The following is a 15,676-nucleotide window of genomic DNA, read 5'->3' on the forward strand; positions in this document are numbered from 1 at the left end:
TCACGCCGCCCGCAACGTCTCGATCTGCGCCAGCGCCGCCGCCCGGGCCGCCTCGATCCGGCGCTGCAGGTCCGGCAGGTCGGCGCCGGCGAGGCAGGCTTCCTCGATCTCGCGGCAGAGGTCGGACAGGCCGGTGAAGCCGAGGAGCCCGGCGGCGGAGATCATCGCGTGGGCGTCGTGGGCGAGGCCGGCGCGGTCGCCGCTGCGGGCGCGGAAGCGCTGCTCCAGCTCGGCCGCCAGCATCCCGAGCAGGCCGTCGATCCGCTCCGGGCCCATCAGCGTGCGGGCCTGCGCGAAGGCCTCGACGTCGACCAGCGCCGGGACCGGGACGGGGCCGCCGCCGTCGGCGCGGTGCCGGGCGATCGCCGCGGCGAGCTCGGCACGCTTGAACGGCTTGCCGACATGGCCGTCCATGCCGGCGGCCCGGAAGGTCTCGAGCTGGGCCGGCAGCACGTTGGCGGTCATCGCGACGATCGGCACGCGCCCGACCGGCGCGGGCATCGCCCGGATCATCTTCGTGGCGGTGATCCCGTCCATGCCGGGCATCTGCACGTCCATCAGCACGAGGTCGTAGGGGCGCGCCCGCACCGCCTCGATCGCCGCCGCGCCGTCGCCGGCGACGTCGACGCCGTGGCCGTCGGCCTCCAGCACCGCCCGGGCGAGGTCCTGGTTGATCGGCACGTCCTCGACGAGGAGGAGGCGGGCCGGGCGCACCGGCGCGGGCCGTCCCTCGGCCTCCTCCGCCGCCGGGGCCGGGCAGGCCGGCAGCCTCACCCGGAACCAGAAGGTCGAGCCGGCGCCCGGCCGACTGTCGACGCCGATCGCGCCGCCCATCAGCTCGACGAGGCCCTTGCAGATGGCCAGCCCCAAGCCGCTGCCGCCGTATTGCCGGCGGATCGAGCCGTCGACCTGGCTGAAGCGCTGGAACAGGCGGCCGTGCTGCTCGGGGGCGATGCCGATGCCGGTGTCGGAGACCGAGAAGCGCAGGGCACCCCCCTCTGCCTCGACCTCGACCCGCACCGCGACCCGGCCGGCGGGGGTGAACTTGACCGCGTTGTTGAGGAGGTTGAGCAGGATCTGGCGCAGGCGGTCGGGATCGCCCCGGACCCAGTCCGGCACCGCGGAATCGAGGGCGACGTCGAGGGCGAGGCCCTTGGGCTCGGACAGGCCGCGCACGATCGAGGCGGCGTTGTCGACCAGCGCCGCGGGGGCGAAGGGCACCTCGGCGAGCGCGATGCCGCCGGCCTCGATGCGCGAGAAGTCGAGGATGTCGTCGACGACGGTCAGCAGCGCCCCGCCCGCCGCGGCGATCCGGTCGACGTAGCGCCGGTGCCGGCCCGGCAGGGTGCGGTCGGCGAGCAGGAGGTCGGCATAGCCGATGACGCCGTTCAGCGGCGTGCGGATCTCGTGGCTCATCGAGGCGAGGAAGTCGGTCTTGGCCTGGCTCGCCCGCTCGGCGGTGATCCGCGCCTCCTCGAGCGCGCGGGCGTGGCGCTGGCGCTCGCCGACGTCGCGGAAGGTCGCGATGATCGCGGGCTCGCCGGGCGCGGCGCCGGGGATACGCCGGAACGCCCCCTCGACCCAGACCCACCCCCCCGTCCGGTGACGGGCGCGGCAGACCACGCTGACCTGCGGCTCGCCGGCGGCGAGGCGACGGGCCTGGGTCACCAGCAGGGCGAGGTCCTCGCGGTGGACGCCGTCGCGCAGGCGCATCGCGACGGCCTCCTCCGGCGTGTAGCCGAGGAGGCGCCGCACCGCCGGCGAGACGTAGCTGCGCCGGCCGTCGTCGTGGGCGAGCACGATCAGCTCGCTGGTGTTCTCGGCGAGCAAGCGGTAGCGCGCCTCGCCGGCCGAGAGCATGCCGGCGGCGCGGCGCGCCTCCGCCTCGAGGTCGCGGTGGCGCGTCAGCGCCCGGGTCAGCCCGAAGCCGAGGCCGACCAGCACGGTGCTGATCCCGAGCACCACCGCGGCGTCCTGCCGGACGCCGTCGCGCCAGGCCGCGAGCGTCTCGTCCTTCGAGACGCCGGTGGTGACGAGGAGCGGCGCGCCGGAGACGCGCTGGAAGCTGCCGTAGCGCGGCACGCCGTCGATCGGCGAGGCGCTGCCCTCGTAGGTGCCGCCGGCCGCCCCGGCCGCCGCCCGCATCAGGGTGCCGCCGGCGACGCTCAGGCCCACCTTGTCCGGCACGTAGGGATGGCGCACCAGGATCACGCCGTCGCTGCGCAGGAGGCCGATGGCGCCGTTCGGCCCGAGGTCGAGCTGGCCGTAGAGCCGCTGCAGCTCGGTGAGCGAGAGGTCGGCCACCGCGACGAGGGGCGTCTCGCCCGGGCGCGGCATCACCATCCGGGCGACGCTGACGAACCAGGAATCGGCCGGCCCGATCCGGGTCGGCCAGCCGATGGCGAGTTCGGACTGGCCCACCGCCAGGGCGGCGCGCACCAGCTCCGCATCGGTCGAGCGGCCCTCGGCGCCGACCCCGCCCTGCCCGAACAGCACGCCGGCGGTGGTGCCGTCGAGCACCCGCACGGCCATCACCGCCGGGATGTGGGCCATCAGGCCGGAGAGGAGCTGGCGGGTATAGGTCGGGCTCGCCCCGAAGGTGTGCGCGTCGACCCGGGCGGCGGCGGCGCTGAGCAGCATGTCGACCGAGGAGACGAGGCGGTTCGCCTCCTGGCCCAGCGCCTGCACCACCGCCTCGGCGGTGCTGCGGGCGTCGCGGATCGTGCGCTCGTAGTCGCGGGTGTCGGTCCAGACCGTGACCGTGGCAAGCCCGAGGCAGGTCGTCAGCACGCCCGCCCAGACGCCGACGACGAGACTGCGGTAGGACCGTTTCAGGTTCATCTCTCAAGCGCCCCGCGCGCCGTCCGGGAGCCGCGCGAGGGCTCCCGGGCGGGCTGCCCGTCAGGCGTACGAGGCGGGCCGCCCCGCCGCAAGGGGATCTTGTCAGAGCAAGCGTGGCGGTGGGACGGCGATCGGGCCGTTACATCGCCTCGAACCGGATCGGCTGGGCGCCCTTGAGCAGCGTCATGCGGCCGAGGTCGTAGACGTGCTCGATGCCGGTGGTGATGGTCAGGAAGTGGTTGCCGGCGAGCTGGCCGACCTTGCTGGCGAAGTGGACGCCGCCATAGGCGAGCAGGATCTCGGTCTCGCTGATGCCGCCCGGATAGAGGATCATCTGGCCCGGCGCCGGGTAGCTGGTGTGGTTCTCGTAGCCGACGCCGAAATCGAGGTCGCCGAGGGGCATCCACACGCCCTCGCCGCTCCAGCGCACGTGGATGACCTCGCTGACGAAGGGCAGCGCCTTGAGGAAGGCGGCGCAGGTCTGGGGCGCCTTCTCGAGCTCGAGCCGGCCGACGAGGTCGAACGGGCCGGCCTTGATCTTCAGTTCCGTCACGGGGATTCTCCTGGTTGGGTGTGGATCGGGGGCCGGCCTCTAAAGCGAGGACCGGGCCAAGGAATCCGGCCGCAGATGCCGCAGCACGTCGACGAGCAGGCGCGTCGCGACGTCGACGTCGGCCTCCGTGACCGATTCGGCCGGGGAGTGGCTGAGCCCGCCGGCGCAGCGCACGAACAGCATCGCGATCGGGCACAGGCCGGCGAGCGCGAGGCCGTCATGGCCGGCCCCGCTCGGCAGGCGCAAGGGGCCGAGGCCCAGCCGCGCGATCCCGTCGGCGAGCGCGTCCGTCAGCCCGGGCGCGCAGGCGGCGGCGAGCTCGTCGTAGCTGCCCTGCGCACTCACGCTCACGCCGCGGCGCGCGGCGATCGCCTCCCAGGTCTCGCGCAGGCGCGCCAGTGCGGCGTGGCGCACGGCGTCGCTCGGGCTGCGCAGGTCGAGGCTGAACCGGGTGCGGGCCGGGATGACGTTGACGGCACCCCGCGGCACCTCGATCTGGCCGACCGTGGCGACGAGGTCGGGCGCGGCGTTCGCCTCGGCCTCGACCGCCAGCACCATCTCGGCGGCGGCCGCAAGGGCGTCGCGGCGCAGACGCATCGGCACCGTGCCGGCGTGTCCGGCCCGGCCCTCGACGGTGACGACGAGGCGGCTCGCCCCGGCGATCGCCGTGACGATGCCGACCGGCAGCCCCGCATCCTCCAGGACCGGTCCCTGCTCGATATGGACCTCGAGGTAGCCGAGCGTCGCGGCGGGATCCCGGGCGAGGGCGGGAAGGCCGGCGGGGTCGCAGCCGAAACCGGTCAGCGCCTGCCCCAGGCTCACCCCGTCGGCGTCGCGGGCGTCCAGGAAGCCGGGTCCGACCAGCCCGGCGAGCGCCCGCGAGCCGGTGAGGGTGACGGGGAAGCGCACCCCCTCCTCGTCGCCGAAGGCCAGCACCTCGATCGCGAAGGGCAGGCGCTCGGCCGTCCGGTGCAGCGCCTCGACGGCGGCGATCGCCACCACGACGCCGAGGTTGCCGTCGTAGCGGCCGGCATCGCGCACGGTGTCGATGTGCGAGCCGAGGAGCAGGGTCGGGGCACCGGGGATCGCCGCCTCGTAGCGGCCGATCACCGTGGCGGCGGCGTCGCGCCGCACGCTCATCCCGGCCTCCTCCATCCAGGCCGCGACCTGCCGGGCGGCGGCATCGTGGGCGGGGGTGAGGTAGAGGCGGGTGAGCCCGTCGGGATCGGCGCTGTGGCGCGCGAGTTCGTCGAGGCGGGCCATCACGCCCGCGCCGAGGGTCGTGCCGGTGTGCTGCATGGCGGTCCCGTGTCCGATCAGTGCGCCCGGGGTATGGCCGGGGCGGAGGGCTGTCCAGCCTCGACCGGCGCGGCCAGCACGGCGTCGGTCGACGCAACGACCTCGCCGTCGAGGACCCGGCGGGCGCGCTCGCGGTCGATGTCGCCCTCCCAGGCCGCCACCACCACGGTCGCCACGCAGTTGCCGACGAGGTTGCCGAGCGCCCGGGCGATGCCGATGAACCAGTCGACCGAGAGCACCAGCACGAGGCCGATCACCGGGATCGCCGGCACCGCCGAGAGCGTGGCGGCCAGCACCACGATCGCCGAGCCCGGGACGCCGTGCGCGCCCTTCGAGGTGAGGAGCGAGATGCCGAGGATCAGCGCGAGGTCGTGGAACGACAGGGCCGTGCCGGTGGCCTGGGCGATGAACACCGTCGCCAGGGTGAGGTAGAGCGAGAAGGCGTCGAGGTTGAACGAGTAGCCGGTCGGGATGACGAGGCCGACGGTCGAATCGCGGATGCCGAGCGCCTCGAGCTTGCGCATCACCTGCGGCAGCACGCTGTCCGACGAGGCGGTGCCGGCCACCACCAGCAATTCCTCGCGCAGGTAGGCGAGCAGCTTGAACAGGCTGAAGCCGGAGAGCCGCAGGATGCCGCCGAGCACCACGACCACGAACAGGGCGACGCCGACGTAGAACGTCATGACCAGCTTGGCCAGCTGCAGCAGCGAGCCGGCGCCGTAGCGCCCGACCGTGAACGCCACCGCGCCGAGCACGCCGAGGGGCGCCAGCCGGACGATGAGGCCGATCATCTTGAACAAAACCGCGGTGATGCGCTCGATCGAGGCGGCGAGCGGCCGGCCGCTCTCGCCGATGAGCGACAGCCCGGCGCCGAACAGCACCGCGATGATCAGCACCTGCAGGATGTCGCCGCGGGTGAACGCATCGAAGATCGTGGTCGGGATGAGCTTGAGCAGGAACCCGGTGGTGTCGGTGACCTGGCCGACATTCGCCGTGTAGCCGGCGAGCAGCCTGGCATCGAGGGTGGCGGGGTCGATCCCCATGCCCTCGCCCGGGCGGACGAGGTCGGCGAGGACGAGGCCGAGCAGGAGGGCGATCGTCGTCACCGCCTCGAAGTAGACCAGCGCCTTCAGGCCGACGCGGCCGACCTTGCGCAGGTCGCCGGCCCCGACGATGCCGTGGACCACGACGCCGAAGACCAGCGGCGCGATCGCCATCTTGATGAGCTTGATGAAGCCGTCGCCCAGCGGCTTCAGCGCCACCGCGAGATCCGGCCGGACGATCCCCAGCGCCACGCCGAGCACCAGGGCGACGACGACCTGACCGAACAGCGAGCGGAGGAAGCGGGGCATCGGCGGTCCTTCCCGGGGGATGTCGGTCCCGGCGGGGGCGTCCCAGCCCTCTTTCCTGCCCGGACCGAAGACCAACCGTTGGGGCGCCGCGCCCTGGACGTCCAATATTCCGTTGCGTATGGTCCAGTCGTCTTTCGTCTGGATACGGTCCGGAAACGTCCCCTCTCGGAGTCGGTCGCCCGTGGAGCTGCGGCACCTGCGCTACTTCGTGGCGGTGGCGGAGTCCCTGAGCTTCACCGCGGCGGCGGAGCGGCTCGGCGTGTCGCAGCCGCCGCTCAGCCAGCAGATCCGCGACCTCGAGGCGGAGCTCGGCACGCCGCTCCTCTGGCGCACCAGCCGCAGCGTCGCCCTGACCCCGGCGGGCAGCGCCTTCCTGTCCCGGGCCCGCGCCGTCCTGGCGGAGGTGGAGGAGGCCTGCGCCGAGGCCCGGGCCGTCGGGGCCGGACGCACCGGCACCCTCGATATCGGCCTCACCGGCTCGATCCTGGCCGGGCCGCTGGGGCGGCTGATCCGCCGCTTCGGCGAGCGTTATCCCGGGGTGCTGGTGCGCCTGCACGAGATGCCGCCGGGCGAGCAGCCGGCGGCGCTCCACGCCCATCGCACCGATCTCGGCTTCCTGCGCCGCCCGCCGGACGACCCGACCCTGCGGACGGTGCGGGCCTGGCCCGAGGCGGTCGGCGTCGCCCTGCCGGCGGGGCACCGCCTCGCGGCCCGCGCCGAGATCGCCCTGGGCGATCTCGCCGGGGAGGCCTTCGTGTCGCTGCGCCTGCGCGATTCGCGCTTCGCGACCTACCTGCGCGACGCCTGCCTCGCCGCCGGCTTCGCGCCGCACCTGGTGCAGCAGGTGGTCGAATCGGCCTCGCTGGTGAACCTCGTGGCGGCGGGCCTCGGCGTCGCCCTGGTGCCCGAGTCGATCGGCACCCTGGCGCGGCCCGACATCGCCTATCGCCGCCTCGCCTCTCCCGCCCCGGTCGCCGACGTCTGCGCCCTCTACCGGGCGCCGGCGAGCGCCGTCACCGGCAACTTCCTCGCCCTGATGCGGGACGAGCTCGGCCCGACCGGCCCCGCCGCATCGGGCTCGCCCGGCTCCGCCTCGTCGATCCGCTCGTAGGGTTTCTGAAATCTTCCCCGGGCGATAAGCAGGGTCCCCGCGCGGGGCCAGGCGGTCCGCGGGATCGGGGCTGCTTGAGGGAATCCGAGGGTTCGCGCATGACCGAGAAGACCCGCGTCGCCGTCCTGTACGGCGGCAGATCCGGCGAGCACGAGGTCTCGCTGCGCTCCGCCGCCTCGGTGGTGCGCCACCTCGACCGCACCCGCTTCGAGGTGATCCCGGTCAGCATCGACAAGGCCGGGCGCTGGCAGCGCCACGACCTGCGCCGGATCGAGCAGACCGGCGACGAGAGCCTGAGCATCCCGCCCGAGAGCCCCGAGGTGCGACTGGCGCAAGGATCCGGGGAAGGGTCGGGCGGACGCGCCGCCGTGGTCGGCCTCGACGGGGATCGCGCGCGCACCGAGATCGACGTGGTGTTCCCGGTCCTGCACGGGCCGCTCTGCGAGGACGGGACCCTGCAGGGCCTGCTGGAGCTGACCGAGACCGCCTATGTCGGCTCGGGCGTGATGGCCTCGGCGGTCGGCATGGACAAGGACGTCACCAAGCGGCTGGCCGGGCTCGCGGGCATCCCGATCGCGCCCTACCGCGCCTTCACCCGGCGGGCCTACGAGCGCGGCGCGGTCTCCCTTGACGAGATCGCCGCGACCCTGTCGCTGCCGGTCTTCGTCAAGCCCTGCAACATGGGCTCGAGCGTCGGCATCCATAAGGTCAAGGACTGGGCCGCCCTGCCGGCGGCGCTCGCCGATGCGTTCCGGTACGACGTCAAGGTGCTGGTCGAGCAGGGCATCGACGCCCGCGAGATCGAGGTGGCGGTGCTCGACGGCGACCCGCCTTTCGTCAGCGTCGCGAGCGAGCTGAATCCGCAAGGACACCACGACTTCTATTCCTACGCCGCCAAGTACCTCGACCCCGAGGGCGCCAGCGTCGACCTGCCGGCCGGCATCTCGCCCGAGCAGATGGAGCGGGTGCGGGGGCTGGCGCTCCAGGCGTTCGAGGCGCTCGAATGCAGCGGGCTCGCCCGGGTCGACTTCTTCCTCGACCGGCAGAGCGGCGCCTTCACCCTCAACGAGGTCAACACCCTGCCGGGCTTCACCTCGATCAGCATGTACCCGAAGATGATGGAGGCCTCGGGGGTCTCGTATCCGGAGCTCCTGACCCGCCTCGTGGACCTCGCCCTCGACCGGCACCGGACGCGGCGGGACCTGAAGCGCGAATTCGCCGATTGATCCCGGATCTCCCCGGCGGCGCCCGCCGCCGGGGCTTGCACCGGCCCCCCGATCCGTGCTGCCTCGCCGCACGCTTCGGACAAGGACGGATCGATGCCTGGACGCCGCTACGCCACCCTGGACGTGTTCACCGACACCGCGCTCGCCGGCAACCCGCTCGCGGTGGTGCTCGAGGCCGAGGGGCTGGACGAGGCCGCGATGCAGGCCATCGCCCGCGAGTTCAACCTGTCGGAGACGGTGTTCGTGCTGCCGCCGGCCGAGAGCCGGCACCGGGCGCGGCTGCGGATCTTCACGCCGACCCAGGAGCTCGCCTTCGCGGGCCACCCGACGGTGGGCACCGCGGTGCTGCTCGCCCTCGGCGACCGGCGGGCGGAGGTCGCCGACGCGGTGGCGTTCGGGCTCGAGGAGCAGGTCGGGGTGGTGCCCTGCGTCGTCGAGACCGGCGAGCGCGTCGGCCGAGCCCGCTTCCGCCTGCCGCGCCTGCCGGAGAGCTGGGGCGAGGAGCCGGACGCGACGCGCCTCGCCGGGGCGCTCGGCCTCCTGCCGTCCGAGATCGGGTTCTCCCGCCACCGGCCGAGCCGCTACAGCGCCGGCACGCCGTTCCACCTCGTCCCGGTCCGGAACCTCGACGCCCTGGGGCGGGCGCGGGCGAGCGCCGATTCCCTGACCGAGGCCCTCGGGCCGGGGGCCAAGGTCTTCCTCTACACCGGCGAGACCGGGGATCCGCGCCACAGCTTCCGCGCCAGGATGTTCGCGCCCGCCGCCGGCATCGCCGAGGACCCGGCGACCGGCGGCGCGGTCGCGGCCTTCGCGGGCGCCCTGATGCAGCACGAGCCGCTCGGCAGCGGCACCCACGACCTCACGATCGCGCAGGGGTTCGAGATGGGCCGGCCGAGCGAGATCGCGCTCCAGCTCACGATCGAGGACGGGGCGTTGCGGGCGGCCGAGATCGGCGGCAGCGCCGTGCTCGTCTCCGAGGGCGAGCTGCACCTGTGACGGGGATCACGGTCACCCCGGCGCGCCGCGTCGAGGCCCGGATGGTCGCGCATGACTGGGCCTGGGCGCGGGAGAACCGGGCGCGGATCGCGGCGCATTGGGAGGCGCGCCGGGCGGCGCGCCCGGCGATGTTCAACGGCACGGTGCTGATGCTGCGCCGCTGGGATCTCGCGGACGGGGTTCTCACGGCCGAGCTGTTCGAGGCCGAGTACGCCGCCCTCACCGCCCTCAAGGACTGGGGCTTCCCGGACGCGAGCGTGCTCAACGTCTTCGCCGCCGTGGTGCCGCGCACGTCCGACGGCACCTACATCCTCGGCGAGATGGGCCCGCACACCGCCGCCGCGGGCCGGGTCTACTTTCCCTGCGGCACGCCGGACCCGACCGATATCGGCGCGGATGGCCGCGTCGACCTCGCGGCGAGCGCGCTGCGCGAGCTGCGCGAGGAGACCGGCCTGACCGCCCCGGACGGGCCGGATCCCGGCTGGGCGATCGTCCGCGACGGCGGCCTGATGGCGCTCCTGCGCCCGGTGCCGCTCGGCCGGGACGAGGCGGCGGTGATGGCGACGATCAACGCCCACCTCGCCGCGGAAGCCGAGCCGGAGCTGTCGGCGATCGTCCCTGTGCGGGCGGCGGCGGATCTCGATTCCGCCCGGATGCCCGGCTTCGTCCGGCACTACCTCGCCGGCGTGCTGGCCTGAGCGGAGACCCGCGCGACAGGCCCCGCCACGGTTCACAGCCGACCCCCGTCCCGCTACGCTCGCCCGAACGGCGCCCGGACGCGGCGCCCCCGGGGGGCCAGCCATGAAGACGATGCCGACGATCGCGACCCTGGCGCTCCTCGGGGGCGGCCTCGCCGCCGGGCCGGCCGGGGCGGAGGTGACGCGGTTCGAGACCGTCGCGGCCGAGACGCCGGCCCTCCAGGGCCGCAGCTTCGGCGAACGCGGCCGGGCCGAGAAGATCACCGGGCGGGCGACCATCGCCCTCGACCCCGCCGATCCGCACAACGCGGTCATCGCCGACATCGCGCTCAGCCCCCGCAACGCGGAAGGCCGGGTCGAGGCGACGGCCGACGTGGTGCTGCTGCGCCCCGAGCACCCGAACGGCCTGCTCCTCGTCGAGATTCCCAATCGCGGCCGCAAGCTGATCGGCCCGCTGGTCGAGGGCTCCTCGACCGAGGCGTCGGGCCGGCTCGAGCAGGCCGACGATGCCGGCCGGGGCTTCCTGCTGTCGCGCGGGTACACGCTCGCCTGGATCGGCTGGCAGGGCGACATCGCCCCGAATGCCGGCAAGGCCGGAGCCGGGATGGGCATCCGCCTGCCGGTGCTCGCCGGGATCACCGGGCCGTCGCGCGAGGAATGGAGCTTCGACAACACGAAGTCCCCGGTCGAGGCGCCGCTGACCTGGCCCGCCGCCGACCTCGATCCGGGCAAGGCCCGCCTCACCGTGCGGGCGCGCCCCGAGGACCCGCGCACCACGCCCCCCGGCCTGTCGTTCCGCTTCCTCGACGCGACGCGCATCGAGATCACCCGGCCGGCCGGGTTCGACGGCAGCGCGCTCTACGAATTGAGCTACACCGCCCGCGACCCGGCGGTGATGGGCTTGGGGCTCGCGGCGATCCGCGACGTCGCGACCTTCCTGCGCCACGACGCCAGCGACCGGAACCCGCTCGCCGCGAACGGGCGCAGCACCATCGACCGGGCGATCGGCTTCGGCATCTCCCAATCGGGCCGGGTCCTGCGCGACGTGCTCTATCTCGGCCTCAACGAGGACGAGCAGGGCCGGATGGTGTTCGACGGGATGATGCCGCACATCGCCGGCAGCCGGCGCAGCTTCACCAATGCCCGCTTCGCCCAGCCCGGCCGCAATCCCGGCCCCCATCTCGACCGCACCTACCCGGCCGACCAGTTCCCCTTCGCCTACGCGACGACGACCGACGCCCTGACCGGCCGCCGCGACGGCCTGTTCCTGCGCTGCCGGCTGACCAGCACCTGCCCGAAGCTGATGCATGTCGACAGCGAGTACGAGCTGTGGGGCTCGCGCGGGGCGCTGGTGACCACCGACACGCGCGGCGCCGCGCTGGAGCAGCCGCCGGAGGTCCGGGTCTACATGGTCACCGGCGCGCCGCACTTCGCGAACCCGGACGCCCGGACGACGGACGATCCCGGTTGCGCCCTGCCGGTGAGCCCGCTCCATGCCGGCGCCGCCTCGCGCGCGCTCCTCGCCGCCCTCGAGTCCTGGATCACCGACGGCGTCGCGCCGCCGGCGAGCCGCTACCCGTCGCGGGCCGACGGCACGCTGGGCGCGCCCGCCCATCTCTACCCCCCGATCCCCGGCCTGCCCTATACCGGGCTCTACAACCCGGCCCAGTGGATCGAACCGGGCAATCCGCCGGTGGTGCGCGGCTCCTACCCGCTGCTGCTGCCGAAGGTCGATCCCGACGGCAACACGCTGGCGGGCATCCGCCTGCCGCTGATCGAGGCGCCGCGGGCGACCTACACCGCCTGGAACCCGACCCGCGGCGTCGCCGCCGACACCCTGTGCAACCAGAAGGGCGGCGTGCTCCCCTTCGCGGCGACGAAGGCGGCGGCGGAAGCCGCCCACGACCCGCGGCCCTCGCTGGAGGAGCGCTACCCGGATGCCGGCGCCTACGCGGCGGCCGTGAAGGCCGCGGCCGACCGGATGGTGGCCGAGCGGACGCTGCTGCCGGCGGATGCCGCCGAGATGGCGCGGGACGCGGCCGAGGGACGGCTGGCGCGCTGAGGACGGGACCCGCGGGGCGTCTCGCGGGTTCCCGCTCCGGATATCCTCACAGCGGACACGCCATGGTCGCCCAGCTCGTCGCACTCGTCCGGGAGGCCGCCGCGCAGGCCCGCCTCGTCGCCCGGGGCTACCCCGCGGGTTGCGGCGCCGACGCCCTGCCCTGGACGGTGATCAAGCCGTTCGACGACCACGTCCGCGGCCATGTCGAGCGCGACCCGCGGATCGAGGACGGCCGCGACCAGGTCCTGATCGCCGCCGTGAACCTCGCCGAGGCGAGGCCGGGGGACGAGGACGACGTCCCCGAACGCGAGCGCCTGGTCAAGGCGATCAACGACCTCGAATGGGTGGTGTTGAGCCGGGGCATCGCCAACCGCGCGGCGGCTGCCGCGGGCTACGGCGAAGCAGGGGCGCGGCTGCGGGAGGCGGCGGACCGGCCGTCGCCCTGAGCGGCGCGAATGGGCGGCCTGGCCGTGCATCCGCGCGACTCGTGCGAGCCTTCCCTCAAGTCCGAGCCTTCCCTCAAGTCGAAGTCTCGTCGTCCGAAATGCACCGGATGGCAAAACCGGTGCGTTGGTCGATCGCGCCGATTGTTTTGAACCCCATCATCGTCCTCCTGGGCCCTTCGGCCCCAGGAGGACGACGCCGATGACCGAGGCTCGCGTCGGCGAGATCGCGCCGCCCGGCGGACCATCTGCCCGATCCGCAAACCTCCCTCTCCCGGCATCCGCAGGGCTGTCCGGGGAAAGTTGTAACGCGCCTCCCCTCTCCCGTGTGGGAGAGGGGCCGGGGGTGAGGGTGCTACGGTTCTGAGTCAGGCTCCAAGCGCAGAGCTGCCAGCACGAAGGTTGGAGTTCTACGCGGAAGCGTAGCACCCTCACCCCTACCCCTCTCCCACACGGGAGAGGGGATCCCGCGCTTGACTCTGAAGGAGATTTTCTCCGGACAGCCCTGCCGCCCGCGGGGAGAGGGGAAAGCTCGCGATTCGTTGTTACCCGGACAGCCCTGCGGCGGCCGTGCCGTGGCCGTGACACCCAAGGTCCGGGGCCCGTCGCCTGCATTCCGGGCTTGCGCATCACATAAGCGTCTGCTTATTTGTTGCCATGATCGAGGACGACATCTTCCGGGCCCTGGCGGACCCGACTCGACGCGCGATCTTCGAGAAGCTCGCGGGCGGGCGCATGAACGCCAGCGCACTCCGACAGGGCATGGCGATCAGCCAGCCCGCGATGTCCCAGCACCTCGCCGTGCTGCGGGGCGCCGGGCTCGTGCGCGAGGCGCGGCAGGGCCGTTTCGTGAACTACGACGTCGATCCGGAAGGGGTGGCGCTCATCGCGCAATGGCTGGCGAAGTACCGCGCCTACTGGCCCGCCCGCATCGACGCGCTCAAGGCCGTGCTGAAGGAGATGGACCAATGAGCGACGCGGCGTGCGACGAGCCCTGCCCCGGCATCGAGCAGGCCTACGACCTGGGCGAGCCGCTCGAGAAGGTGTGGCGCGCGCTCAGCATCCCGGCGCTTCGCGAGCATTGGCTGCCCGGGTCGGCGCTGGCCGCGCCCGAGCCGGTCGCCGTCACGCCCGGGGAAGAGGTCAGCTACCGGATGCGCGAGGCCGCCCCGCCCTACCTCGAGAGCACGGTGACGTTCCACATCGCCCCGAACGGGACGGGCGGCACCTGCCTGCGCATCGTCCATGACCTGACGGATGCCCGGCTCGCGCCCCCGACGACGGCCGCCGCGAACGGCAACATGCCGATGCTGCGCGCCGCCTGACGCGGCTCGTCTCGACGTCCCACCCTGGAAGATTCGCCATCCCGGAAGATCGGAGGTCGCCGATGCGCGACGCGATGCAACTCGTCCCCATGGTCGTCGAGCAGTCCAGCCGCGGGGAGCGGTCCTTCGACATCTATTCCCGCCTCCTGCGCGAGCGCATCGTCTTCCTCAACGGGGAGGTGAACGACACGGTCTCGGCGCTGGTCTGCGCCCAGCTGCTGTTCCTGGAGGCGGAGAACCCGACGCGGCCGATCCACCTCTACATCAACTCGCCGGGCGGCGGCGTCACGAGCGGCTTTGCGATGTACGACACCATGCGCCACATCCGCGCGCCGGTGCACACGCTGTGCATGGGGGTGGCCTACTCGATGGGCTCGTTCCTGCTCATGGCCGGCGAGCCCGGGGAGCGGTCCGTGCTGCCCAACGCCAGCATCCTCGTCCACCAGCCGCTCGGCGGATACAAGGGACAGGCGTCCGACATCCTCATCCACGCCGCGGAGACGCTGCGGGTGAAGCAGCGCATGACGCGGCTCTACGCCGACCATTGCGGGCGGTCCTACGAGGAGTTCGAGCGCGCCATGGATCGCGACCGCTTCATGACGGCGGAGGAGGCGCTCGACTGGGGCCTCGTCGACCGCATCCTTCCCCCCGCGCGGACGGGCGGCCCCGCATCGGTTGCCTGACGCACGAGGGCCGAGCCGGCGTCGTCCGTGTCGTCGCAGAAACCAACCATGGAGGATCGTCGCGATGCTCGTCTCGGTGAACGGTGTGCGGCTCTTCATGGATGTCGCCAATTTCGGCCTCGTGCCGGACGGCGACACCATGCGCGAGAAGCCGGTGCTCCTCATGCTGCACGGTGGGCCGGGCTGGGATCACACCGGCTTCAAGGAGGCGTTCGCAACCTTGAGCGACGTCGCCCAGGTCGTCTTCTGCGACCTTCGCGGCAACGGTCGCAGCGAGGGAAACGATCCCGCGACCTGGAACCTGGCGCAGTGGGCCGACGACGTGAAGGGCCTCTGCGACGCGCTCGGCATCGTCCGCCCCGTCGTCTGCGGTCTCTCGTTCGGCGGCTTCGTTGCGCAAGCCTACGCCACCCGCTACCCCGAGCACCCGGGCAAGCTCATCCTGCTCGGCACGGCCGCCAGGATCGACTTCCCGACGATCTTCGCCGCGTTCGAGCGTGTCGGCGGCCCGGACATCGGCGCGCTGGCGGAGAGCTACTGGACGAACCCGACCCCGGAGGGACGGGCCCGCTACATCGAGCGATGCAGGCCGTTCTACCGACACCGCCGCGACCGGCCGCCCCCGAACTTGTCGCGCATCATCATGCGGACGGAGGTGGCGCTGCACTTCAACGGCCCCCGCAACGAGCAAGGACGGTTCGATTTCCGCGGCGACCTCGCGACCTTGCGCTGCCCCGTGCTGCTGATGGCGGGGGAGCACGACCCCATCGTGCCGATGCCCCTGGCCGAGGAGACCGCCGCGGCCATTCCCTCTCACCTCCTGCGCTTCGAGCGCCTGGACCAATGCGCCCACGACGTTCACGGGGATGATCGGGAGAGGGTGTTCGGTACGATCCGCGCATTCATCACCGCCATGCACCCGCCATCCGCCTAGGGCCGAAATCCGCTCCCGACGCGGTCACGCCCGTCGCATTTCGGCCCGGGCCGGGCGGCGTGAGGCAGGTCCCGCCCTCGGCGGGGCGCGATGCCGGCTCCTGCTGCCGGGTGGACGCGCCGCGGACTTGCCGCCCGGGGGCCGCTCCCGTAA

Annotated in this window: 14 protein-coding genes; 10 read left to right on the plus strand and 4 right to left on the minus strand. The window is 73.3% G+C overall.

Annotation, left to right across the window (positions count from 1 at the left end; genetic code table 11):
- From A5481_RS08940 to dctA, 4 genes are all read right to left on the minus strand, one after another.
- Nucleotides 1-2,841, minus strand: a complete 2,841-nt coding sequence (locus A5481_RS08940; protein ID WP_064503887.1) for an ATP-binding protein — start codon at nucleotides 2,839-2,841, stop codon at nucleotides 1-3.
- 139 nt (nucleotides 2,842-2,980) lie between these two features.
- Nucleotides 2,981-3,394, minus strand: a complete 414-nt coding sequence (locus A5481_RS08945; protein WP_048436207.1) for a DUF3830 family protein — start codon at nucleotides 3,392-3,394, stop codon at nucleotides 2,981-2,983.
- 39 nt (nucleotides 3,395-3,433) lie between these two features.
- Entirely contained in the window at nucleotides 3,434-4,693 is a 1,260-nt protein-coding gene (locus A5481_RS08950; protein WP_048436208.1) for an allantoate amidohydrolase, read from the minus strand.
- Nucleotides 4,694-4,710: 17 nt separating this feature from the next.
- Entirely contained in the window at nucleotides 4,711-6,045 is a 1,335-nt protein-coding gene (gene dctA, locus A5481_RS08955) for a C4-dicarboxylate transporter DctA (protein ID WP_048436209.1), read from the minus strand.
- 181 nt (nucleotides 6,046-6,226) lie between these two features.
- Here dctA and A5481_RS08960 point away from each other — a divergent pair, with 181 nt between their 5' ends.
- The 10 genes from A5481_RS08960 (at nucleotide 6,227) to A5481_RS09005 (ending at nucleotide 15,523) form a co-directional block, all read left to right on the plus strand.
- Complete coding sequence (locus A5481_RS08960) at nucleotides 6,227-7,156, plus strand: LysR family transcriptional regulator (RefSeq protein ID WP_156312041.1); 930 nt, start codon at nucleotides 6,227-6,229, stop codon at nucleotides 7,154-7,156.
- 98 nt (nucleotides 7,157-7,254) lie between these two features.
- Nucleotides 7,255-8,382 (plus strand): D-alanine--D-alanine ligase family protein, encoded by a 1,128-nt coding sequence (locus A5481_RS08965; protein WP_048436211.1) that lies wholly within the window; start codon nucleotides 7,255-7,257, stop codon nucleotides 8,380-8,382.
- 93 nt (nucleotides 8,383-8,475) lie between these two features.
- A complete protein-coding gene (locus A5481_RS08970; RefSeq protein ID WP_048436212.1) occupies nucleotides 8,476-9,378 on the plus strand; it encodes a PhzF family phenazine biosynthesis protein in 903 nt (300 codons plus the stop codon).
- Nucleotides 9,375-10,076 (plus strand): NUDIX hydrolase, encoded by a 702-nt coding sequence (locus tag A5481_RS08975; protein ID WP_245239090.1) that lies wholly within the window; start codon nucleotides 9,375-9,377, stop codon nucleotides 10,074-10,076. Before A5481_RS08970 ends, A5481_RS08975 begins: the two co-directional genes overlap by 4 nt.
- Nucleotides 10,077-10,179: 103 nt before the next feature.
- Nucleotides 10,180-12,138, plus strand: a complete 1,959-nt coding sequence (locus A5481_RS08980; protein WP_082984909.1) for an alpha/beta hydrolase domain-containing protein — start codon at nucleotides 10,180-10,182, stop codon at nucleotides 12,136-12,138.
- Nucleotides 12,139-12,200: 62 nt separating this feature from the next.
- Entirely contained in the window at nucleotides 12,201-12,584 is a 384-nt protein-coding gene (locus tag A5481_RS08985) for a hypothetical protein (protein WP_048435598.1), read from the plus strand.
- 654 nt (nucleotides 12,585-13,238) lie between these two features.
- Nucleotides 13,239-13,553: an ArsR/SmtB family transcription factor gene (locus A5481_RS08990; protein WP_048435599.1), complete on the plus strand. Its 315-nt coding sequence runs from the start codon at nucleotides 13,239-13,241 to the stop codon at nucleotides 13,551-13,553.
- Entirely contained in the window at nucleotides 13,550-13,906 is a 357-nt protein-coding gene (locus A5481_RS08995) for an SRPBCC family protein (RefSeq protein ID WP_048435600.1), read from the plus strand. The genes A5481_RS08990 and A5481_RS08995 overlap by 4 nt, the downstream gene beginning before the upstream one ends.
- A gap of 62 nt (nucleotides 13,907-13,968) precedes the next feature.
- A complete protein-coding gene (locus A5481_RS09000; protein WP_048435601.1) occupies nucleotides 13,969-14,589 on the plus strand; it encodes an ATP-dependent Clp protease proteolytic subunit in 621 nt (206 codons plus the stop codon).
- Nucleotides 14,590-14,653: 64 nt separating this feature from the next.
- On the plus strand, nucleotides 14,654-15,523 hold the full coding sequence (locus A5481_RS09005) for an alpha/beta fold hydrolase (RefSeq protein ID WP_048435602.1): 870 nt from the start codon (nucleotides 14,654-14,656) through the stop codon (nucleotides 15,521-15,523).
- Nucleotides 15,524-15,676 lie beyond the last annotated feature (153 nt).

Source organism: Methylobacterium platani (assembly GCF_001653715.1).
GTDB lineage: Bacteria > Pseudomonadota > Alphaproteobacteria > Rhizobiales > Beijerinckiaceae > Methylobacterium > Methylobacterium platani.

Bases quoted from the DNA above. Each gene is read 5' to 3' on its own strand.
- A5481_RS08995 (WP_048435600.1), top strand. From the start codon at position 13,550: ATGAGCGACGCGGCGTGCGACGAGCCCTGCCCCGGCATCGAGCAGGCC.
- dctA (WP_048436209.1), bottom strand. From the start codon at position 6,045: ATGCCCCGCTTCCTCCGCTCGCTGTTCGGTCAGGTCGTCGTCGCCCTG.
- A5481_RS08965 (WP_048436211.1), top strand. From the start codon at position 7,255: ATGACCGAGAAGACCCGCGTCGCCGTCCTGTACGGCGGCAGATCCGGC.
- A5481_RS08990 (WP_048435599.1), top strand. From the start codon at position 13,239: ATGATCGAGGACGACATCTTCCGGGCCCTGGCGGACCCGACTCGACGC.
- A5481_RS08980 (WP_082984909.1), top strand. From the start codon at position 10,180: ATGAAGACGATGCCGACGATCGCGACCCTGGCGCTCCTCGGGGGCGGC.
- A5481_RS08940 (WP_064503887.1), bottom strand. From the start codon at position 2,841: ATGAACCTGAAACGGTCCTACCGCAGTCTCGTCGTCGGCGTCTGGGCG.
- A5481_RS09005 (WP_048435602.1), top strand. From the start codon at position 14,654: ATGCTCGTCTCGGTGAACGGTGTGCGGCTCTTCATGGATGTCGCCAAT.
- A5481_RS08970 (WP_048436212.1), top strand. From the start codon at position 8,476: ATGCCTGGACGCCGCTACGCCACCCTGGACGTGTTCACCGACACCGCG.
- A5481_RS08950 (WP_048436208.1), bottom strand. From the start codon at position 4,693: ATGCAGCACACCGGCACGACCCTCGGCGCGGGCGTGATGGCCCGCCTC.
- A5481_RS08985 (WP_048435598.1), top strand. From the start codon at position 12,201: ATGGTCGCCCAGCTCGTCGCACTCGTCCGGGAGGCCGCCGCGCAGGCC.
- A5481_RS09000 (WP_048435601.1), top strand. From the start codon at position 13,969: ATGCGCGACGCGATGCAACTCGTCCCCATGGTCGTCGAGCAGTCCAGC.